This is a genomic window from Nocardia sp. NPDC004604 (genome assembly GCF_040609795.1).
In the GTDB taxonomy this organism is placed as follows: Bacteria; Actinomycetota; Actinomycetes; order Mycobacteriales; family Mycobacteriaceae; genus Nocardia.
Map to the genome: position 1 here is coordinate 1 of NZ_JBEXLC010000252.1, position 7,174 is coordinate 7,174.

Below are 7,174 nucleotides of genomic sequence, written 5' to 3' on the forward strand. Positions count from 1 at the left end.
TAAGCATATACATTACTCCAACAGAAATACGATTATCAAATGGTTCACCAGTACGTCCATCATATAATACTGTTTTACCATCACGTGCCATACCACTCACCCCGCTCTCCGCAGACCCAACCCGGCCGTCATGAAGTCCGCCCTCGCCGCCATCGCAACGGGATTCACCGACCCCGACAACACGGATGAATTGCGGCAGCGGTGATTTCGATTTGCTCGGCCAAGCCGAGAATATCCGCGGCCCGCGTCGTGTCGACGCGGATTACCGGGCTCAGTTCGAGCGGTCGACCGTGCTCGGCCCAGGTATCCCAATCATGAACCAGGCGCCGTCGGTCATTGTGCACGGCGGCCCGCTCCCGCTGCTCGTATCTGGCGCGCGCCGTTTCCGCGGAAGCGTCACACCAGATCTCGATCGTGCGGTCGGCGCCGACTCGGTGCATACCCGCTTTCGCGAACCCGAGGTCGCGCGGTCTGAACCACCATGAGTCGATCACCACCGAATGCGGTATCGCCGCGGCCATCGCCCAGACCGCTTCCATCGCAATCGCGCCGAGTGACGGCAGGTGCTGGGGACCGGAAATACATTCCGCTAAGTCTTCTTTCACCACATCCTTGGACAGCACCTGCGCATTCAGCTCGCGGGCGAGCGGCGGTGCCAAAGTCGACTTACCCGAGCCGGGTAGGCCGTTGACCAGCACAAGAAGTTTGTCCATTGCACCCCGCAGTTTCAAATGTTGGCTTGGCCAAGGAGGCCTGAGACCCAGATACTCGGGTCGGGCGGTGTGACCGAAACGATACTTGAAACCGACGTTGCGTCAGGTTTTAGCGTGGGTGGGGCACGTCGAGAGGAGGCATGTTGGTCGAGCGGGTGTGGCGGGTTGGGGAGGTGGCTCGGGAAAGTGGGGTGACGGTGCGGGCGCTGCATCATTACGACCGGCTCGGGCTATTGGTGCCGTCGTCGCGGACGTCGGGTGGGCACCGGTGCTACACCCAGGCCGATGTTGAGCGGCTGTATCGCATTGTGGCGTTGCGGGGCTTCGGGTTTGCGCTCGAGGATATCGCGGCGCTGCTGCACGCCGAGCCGACCCTGGACCCGCGCGAGCTCATCTGGCAGCAGCTGATGGTGGTCGATGAACGCATCGCACGCGCGGCCACATTGCGTGAACGCCTGCTCGGTGTGCTGGACGGCCTCGATCACGCGGTCGAGCCGTCGACATCGGAGTTCCTGCGATTGGTAGAGGAGACAATTTCCATGAATCAGCCACTGACCCCTGAGGAATTCGCCCGGCTGACACGGCAGCGCGAAGAGTACGCACAGCAGTTGAGCGCGGAAGAATTAGCGGCAATGACGCAACGGCGCGAGGCCGCCTTCGCGGCGATGAGCCCGGCCGAACGTGAGCGCATGCATGCCCAACGTGCACGAATGATTCCGCCCGGTGTCGGGATCGCTGGCGCAGGCGACTGACCCAGATCCTCCTGGACGAGGGATTGCGGCGCGTAATCCCTCGTCTAGGTGAGGGGCTGCCAGGTCCAGGTGGTGGAGAGTTCGAGGGGCTTGGTGGGGGTTACCGGGTCGGGATGGGTATTCAGGCCGTTGGGTGGGCCGGATTGGGGTTCTACGCAGACGGCTTCGGGTTGTTGGTCGAAGATGACCACCCAGTGCGCGGGGCTGGTGATCGTCAGCTCCAGGGCCTGGGGCCAGGTCAGGGTGACGGTGGTGCCGGTGGGCATGGCGAAACAGTCGTCCCAGGGGCCGGGTTGCGGGGCGATTCGGCGGCCATCGGGAAGGTAGTCGGGGCCGCGTTCTTCTTGCCAGGCGGGAGCGAAGTCGAGCTGAATGTCATTGCCGGAGCCGAGATTTCGTAGAAACCAGGGGTGCCAGCCGACTTGGGCCGGGAAGGTGTCGGCGGTTGCTTCGACGCGCATGGTCAGGGTGACCGAGTCCGGGGCGAGTTCGATCAGCTGGGTGACTCGGCCGGGGTAGGGCCATGGGGCGGTGAGGTCGTAGCTCAGTGTGGCGGAGGTTTCGCTGGCGCCGAGTACGTGCCAGGCCGTGTCGCGGCCGGTGCCGTGGATGGCGTGCGGGGCGGCGTTGATCGGCATTTGGTGGACTGTGCCGCCATTTCGGAACTGGCCCAGTCCCATTCGTCCGCACCAGGGAACCATGGGGAACGCGCCATAGTGGGGACCCTGCCGCAGCAGCTCCAGGCCGCTGATCCGCAGACTGGTCAGGCGTCCGCCGTCCTGCGGATGAATCGTCAGCTCCGCGTTCCCAGCGGCCAACACGACCGTGGAATTGCCGTTATCGGCCATGAGCACTCCCCTTTCGGCAAAGAACTGATCCGGTAGCACACACTGCCATGGCGGCGGCCTGCATGCGCGGTGTGCGCGCCGGAGAAGACTTTGTGCGACCGACCGGACCCGTCCGGTCGTGGACATACTGATCCCCGCGTATTCCGGTCCCGCCCCTTGTGATCGGGTCACAGATCGTTTTCGGCCCACGCTTCGTCGGGGTGCGGATCATGATGGGCGGTCAGCCGAACCGGGTGCGTCGTCGCAGGGCGTGATGGCCGCGGTGACGCGGTGCGCCAGCGCGCGTAGGTGGTCGATGAGTTCGGGTGGTTCATGCACGTGGAATCCGAAGCCGAAAAGTCCGGTGTAGACGGCTATTTCGTCGAGTGAGTTCGAGCCGGTGTGCAGCAGGCAGTGCCCATCGTCGATCGCCTCGATGACACCGACGGTCGGCGGGATGCGGTCCGCCGCGACGGCGGCCGATACCTCGAGGGTGATGCGCGCCTGGTAGCGATAGGGGGCGGTACTGACCCCGCGGGACACCCAGCCGGTCAGGTCGACCTCGGGTGCCTCGCGCGGGGTGAATCGTGGCCCATTGGGGATGCGCGGGCGGAGGCGGTCGACACGGTAGGTGCGCCAATTCTTCTTCTCGATGTCCCAGCCGACCAGATACCAGTGCCGCCCGGTGTGTACGAGCCGATGCGGTTCGGCCGCCCGCTGGATCTCGGAACCGTCGTGGGTGCGGTAGTCGAAGCGGAGCTGTTCGTGGTCGCGGATCGCGGCGGCGATCGTGGTGAGGACGTCCGCGTCCACGGACGGCGTGCCTGCCGGCATGCTGACGGTCGCCGCCTGGAGCGCCGAGACTCGGTGTCGCAACCGGGTCGGGAGGATCTGCTCCAGCTTCGCGAGCGCCCGCAGCGAACTCTCCTCGATGCCGAGGATCGTTCCGCCCGCGGCGGTGCGCAACCCGACGACGACAGCGACCGCCTCCTCGTCGTTCAAGAGCAGCGGGGGCAGCTTGGTTCCCGCGCCCAGGCGATATCCGGCCGCTCCGGCGACCGCGTGCACCGGGTAGCCGAGATTACGCAGCTTGTCGATGTCGCGGCGGATGGTTCGTGTATCGACCTCGAGGCGTTCGGCCAGGTCGGCGCCGGTCCAGACGCGGGGTGTCTGGAGGAGGGACAGGAGTTCGAGGAGGCGAGCCGAAGTTTCCAACACACTGCACATTCTTCCTCAGAGCTAGGACGGTAGTTGTCCTAGCTGCTCCATAAAGTCGTTCTCATGAGCGCAGAGATCACTCCCTTCCGTATCGACGTCCCCCAAATCCAGCTCGACGATCTGCATCGACGACTGGAGGAGACCCGCTGGCCGGACGGGGTCACCGGAGTCGGCTGGGCGCAGGGCATTCCGCTCGACTACACCCAGGAGTTGGCGCGGTACTGGCGCACCACCTACGACTGGCGGGCGCAGGAGGCGCGACTCAACGCGTTCCCCCAGTTCCGCACCGAGATCGACGGTCATGATGTGCATTTCATCCATGTCCGGTCCGCGGTGCCCGGCGCCATGCCATTGATCCTCACCCACGGATGGCCGGGATCGATCGTGGAGTTCCTCGACGTGATCGGTCCGTTGACCGATCCGGTCGCGCACGGCGGCCAGGCCGAGGACGCGTTCGATGTTGTCGTGCCGACGATCCCCGGATTCGGATTGTCCGGGCCCGCGGTCGGTTGGTCGACGAGCCGGGCCGCGCGGGCCTGGGCCGAACTTATGCAGCGGCTCGGCTATGACCGCTACGCCGCACACGGGGAAGACACCGGCGCGGCCATCTCGCGTGAACTGGCGGTGATCGATCCCGAGCACGTCGTGGCGCTGCACGTGACGATGATCGCCTCGGCCACCGTCACTCCCGAAACGGCCGACTTCGACAATCCTGCCGAGAAGCGAGCACTGCAGCTGGCTCAGCGCGCACAGTACGAACTCGGCGCGTATGCAATGTTGCAGGCCACTCGCCCGCAGACGCTGTCCTACGCGCTCACCGATTCCCCGGTAGGTCAGCTGGCATGGATCGTCGAACGATTCAAGGACTGGACCGACTCGACCGACGTGCCCGAGGACGCCGTCGATCGTGACGCGATGCTGACCAACGTCATGATCTATTGGCTCAACGGCACCGCGGGCTCGTCGGCGCGCTACTACTACGAGGGCGCCGCGACGTGGGGCAGGCCCGAACCGGAGACCGATGTGCCGGTCGCTGTGGCGGTGTTGCCGCGGGACCTCGGCATCCCTGTCCGCCGCATCGCCGAGCGGAACCACAACATCGTGCGGTGGACGGAATTCGATCGAGGCGGTCACTTCGCCGCGATGGAGGAACCGGACCTCATCGTCGACGACCTGCGTGCCACGTTCCGCGAATACCGTAAATAGACACGGAATCTCGCGTTTGATCCGTGGTAGCGGATCGAATCACAGGAGCTCAGGACTTCGAGTTGTCGAGGGCTGACTGCCAGCAAGAACCCGCGGCGACCAATGCCGGCGCCTCGACCGGACCCACGATCATTCCTGGTATCCGGTCGAGGTGCGCACCGCGTCACTCGTCATCGTCGGGACGTCCGGATCCCGCAGTGGCCGGTGCCGGCCACCAAGGTCGGGCAGGTGGAAGCTGCGGTGGCCCTGCAGGCGTACATGCTTTCGGATGAACGCCGACAGCCGGGCGGCGTCGGCGTCGCGGACTGGATAGTCGAGGCGCCGGAAGCACGTCGACCCAACGGTGCCCGAGAGCGCATGCTGGAGTGATACCGTCCGACCCGTCGGTTGCGAACGCGAGGTGGTGCATGTGCTGGATATAGTGCGGGGCGTGTCCTTCGTCCAGCCAGCTCTCGACCGCATTCCGGAGCCGTATCGGTCCTTTCTGATCGAGCGCCGCGAACTGCTGAAGTTCGCGGTGGTCGGCGGGATCACCTGGTTCATCGACACCGGCATCGTGTATGCGCTCAAACTGACCGTCCTCGGCGAAAAGCCACTCACGGCGCGTGTTCTCGGTGTGCTGATCGCCACCATCGTGTCCTATGTGCTCAATCGGGAATGGTCGTTCCGGACCAGGGGTGGCCGGGAACGACATCATGAGGCGGCCCTGTTCTTTGCTATCAGCGCGCTCGGTATCGGTGTCACCCTATTGCCCCAGGCGGTGGCGCTGTATGTGCTCGATATCCGGGTGCCGCATGTCAGCCCGGTCACGCAGGCGGTGTCGAACTTCATTACCGGCCAGATCCTCGGTGTCTTACTCGCCATGGCATTCCGATACTGGGCATTCCGCCGGTACGCCTTCCCCGACGATCTCGTCCAATCCGAGCTGGAACCGCGGTAGGCCGTTTACCTTCGGGGTAATTGACCCCGAACCTGGACGGTCCGAAGATCGCCGGTATGACTCGGATCGGTGTTCTTCTGCCCAGCCGCGAAACCGCCATGACCGGCGACCACGACGCTGCCGGACTTGTCCACTTTGCCCAAGCCGCTGAGGATGCCGGGTTCGACTCGGTGTGGATCGGTGATTCCCCATTGGCCCGCACGCGGGTCGATCCACTGCCGCTGCTGGCCGCGGTCGCCGCGACCACCTCGCGGGTACGGCTCGGCACCGCCGCGTTGACCGCGACATTGCGTCATCCGCTGCTCGGCGCGCACACCGCCGCCACGGTCGACCAAATCAGCAACGGCCGATTGATCCTCGGCCTCGGCGCCGGATTCCCGGTACCCGAGAGCCAGGACGAATTCGCCGCCGTCGGTGTTCCGTTCACCACGCGCGTGGGCCGACTCGACGAGACGGTCGCCATCTGGCGGCGGAGTTGGTCCGGCGCAAACGATTTCGACGGCCGCTACTGGCAACTCGATGATCTGTCCCGCGCGCTGCCCGCCGCGAGCCCGGCCGGTCCCCCGCTCTGGCTGGCGGGCAGCGACACACCGCAGGTACTGGAACGGGTGGCCCGGCACTACGACGGCTGGCTGCCGTTCCTGCCGGATCCGGATGCCTATGCCCGCGCGTGGACCACGATCCGCGAAAAGACCACCCGCACAATTACTTCCGGCCTCTATGCCACGATCAATATCAACCCGGACGCCGCTGCCGCGCGGGCCGAACTCGACGGCTACGTGCGCCAGTACTACCGTCGATCCTTGGACGAAATGTCGATGATCCAAGCCTATTTCGGCGGCTCGGCCGAGGAATGTGTGCAGTGGCTCGGCCGATACCTCGACGCCGGTGCGTCGCATCTGGTGCTGCGCATCGGATCACTCGATGCCCGCCGCCAATTGGATCTGCTCGCCGACGCGCTGCTCCCGGCACACCAATCGGCTTGAGCCTCAGGCCTTGTGCTGGGCAATCTGAATCAGATTGCCGCACGTGTCATCGAGTACCGCGGTGATCACCGGTCCGTGATCGAGCGGCTCCTGGGTGAACCGCACGCCGAGCCCGAGTAACCGCTCGTACTCGGCATGCAGATCGTCCACCGCGAACGACGTATACGGAATCCCGTCTTCGACCAGCGCCTTCTTGAACGGCCCGACCGCCGGATGCCCGTCGGGCTCCAGGAGCAATTCGACGCCGTCGGGGTCCTGCGGTGAGGTGACGGTCAGCCAGCGCGCCTCGCCGAGCGGAATCTCGGTCTTCTTCACGAAGCCGAGGACTTCGGTATAGAAGCGCAATGCCTTGTCCTGATCGTCGACCAGGACGCTGGTGACATTGATGCGGATCATTATTCCTCCTGAAGCCAGCGGTACGTGAGTTGCCGCAGTGGTTCTCGATTCAGATGGTGGAACTTGTACCGGCCGTCCCGGCGGGTGGTCACCAGACCGGCGGCCGCGAGCACATCCAGATGCTGCGAGACCGCCT

General features: G+C 65.0%; 10 protein-coding genes and 1 pseudogene. 5 read left to right on the top strand and 6 right to left on the bottom strand.

Going from position 1 to position 7,174, the window contains the following annotated elements; translation table 11 throughout:
- Window positions 1–91: hypothetical protein (locus tag ABZW16_RS42250; RefSeq protein WP_354961797.1), on the bottom strand; the 91-nt coding region annotated here is incomplete at its 3' end.
- 73 nt (window positions 92–164) lie between these two features.
- Window positions 165–713 (bottom strand): AAA family ATPase, encoded by a 549-nt coding sequence (locus ABZW16_RS42255; RefSeq protein WP_354961789.1) that lies wholly within the window; start codon window positions 711–713, stop codon window positions 165–167.
- Between the two features lie 140 nt (window positions 714–853).
- Between ABZW16_RS42255 and ABZW16_RS42260 the strand changes: the two genes are divergently transcribed.
- Window positions 854–1,465 carry a MerR family transcriptional regulator gene (locus tag ABZW16_RS42260; protein ID WP_354961790.1) on the top strand — a complete coding sequence of 204 codons (612 nt, stop codon included), beginning with the start codon at window positions 854–856 and terminating at the stop codon, window positions 1,463–1,465.
- A gap of 44 nt (window positions 1,466–1,509) precedes the next feature.
- Here the strand turns inward: ABZW16_RS42260 and ABZW16_RS42265 are convergent, their stop codons facing one another.
- On the bottom strand, window positions 1,510–2,313 hold the full coding sequence (locus tag ABZW16_RS42265; RefSeq protein ID WP_354961791.1) for an aldose 1-epimerase: 804 nt from the start codon (window positions 2,311–2,313) through the stop codon (window positions 1,510–1,512).
- A gap of 207 nt (window positions 2,314–2,520) precedes the next feature.
- The gene (locus ABZW16_RS42270; RefSeq protein WP_354961792.1) at window positions 2,521–3,510 is read right to left on the bottom strand and encodes a YafY family protein; all 990 of its coding nucleotides are present in this window, start codon (window positions 3,508–3,510) and stop codon (window positions 2,521–2,523) included.
- Between the two features lie 63 nt (window positions 3,511–3,573).
- Between ABZW16_RS42270 and ABZW16_RS42275 the strand changes: the two genes are divergently transcribed.
- The 4 genes from ABZW16_RS42275 to ABZW16_RS42290 all read left to right on the top strand — a co-directional run bounded on the left by ABZW16_RS42275 (window position 3,574) and on the right by ABZW16_RS42290 (window position 6,642).
- On the top strand, window positions 3,574–4,716 hold the full coding sequence (locus ABZW16_RS42275) for an epoxide hydrolase family protein (RefSeq protein ID WP_354961793.1): 1,143 nt from the start codon (window positions 3,574–3,576) through the stop codon (window positions 4,714–4,716).
- 228 nt (window positions 4,717–4,944) lie between these two features.
- Window positions 4,945–5,085 carry a hypothetical protein gene (locus tag ABZW16_RS42280; RefSeq protein ID WP_354961794.1) on the top strand — a complete coding sequence of 47 codons (141 nt, stop codon included), beginning with the start codon at window positions 4,945–4,947 and terminating at the stop codon, window positions 5,083–5,085.
- 61 nt (window positions 5,086–5,146) lie between these two features.
- Window positions 5,147–5,656 (top strand): GtrA family protein, encoded by a 510-nt coding sequence (locus tag ABZW16_RS42285; RefSeq protein WP_354961795.1) that lies wholly within the window; start codon window positions 5,147–5,149, stop codon window positions 5,654–5,656.
- Window positions 5,657–5,676: 20 nt separating this feature from the next.
- Window positions 5,677–6,642 carry an LLM class flavin-dependent oxidoreductase gene (locus ABZW16_RS42290; RefSeq protein WP_354961796.1) on the top strand — a complete coding sequence of 322 codons (966 nt, stop codon included), beginning with the start codon at window positions 5,677–5,679 and terminating at the stop codon, window positions 6,640–6,642.
- 3 nt (window positions 6,643–6,645) lie between these two features.
- On the opposite strand, the gene ABZW16_RS42295 is transcribed toward ABZW16_RS42290, so the two are convergent.
- A complete protein-coding gene (locus tag ABZW16_RS42295; RefSeq protein WP_354961798.1) occupies window positions 6,646–7,035 on the bottom strand; it encodes a VOC family protein in 390 nt (129 codons plus the stop codon).
- 2 nt (window positions 7,036–7,037) lie between these two features.
- Window positions 7,038–7,174 (bottom strand): annotated as a pseudogene (locus ABZW16_RS42300) (transcriptional regulator); the annotation flags it as partial.

What these genes read in the sequence shown, in the direction of transcription:
- ABZW16_RS42255 (WP_354961789.1), bottom strand. Translation starts at nt 713, where the DNA reads ATGGACAAACTTCTTGTGCTGGTCAACGGCCTACCCGGCTCGGGTAAG.
- ABZW16_RS42260 (WP_354961790.1), top strand. Translation starts at nt 854, where the DNA reads ATGTTGGTCGAGCGGGTGTGGCGGGTTGGGGAGGTGGCTCGGGAAAGT.
- ABZW16_RS42265 (WP_354961791.1), bottom strand. Translation starts at nt 2,313, where the DNA reads ATGGCCGATAACGGCAATTCCACGGTCGTGTTGGCCGCTGGGAACGCG.
- ABZW16_RS42275 (WP_354961793.1), top strand. Translation starts at nt 3,574, where the DNA reads ATGAGCGCAGAGATCACTCCCTTCCGTATCGACGTCCCCCAAATCCAG.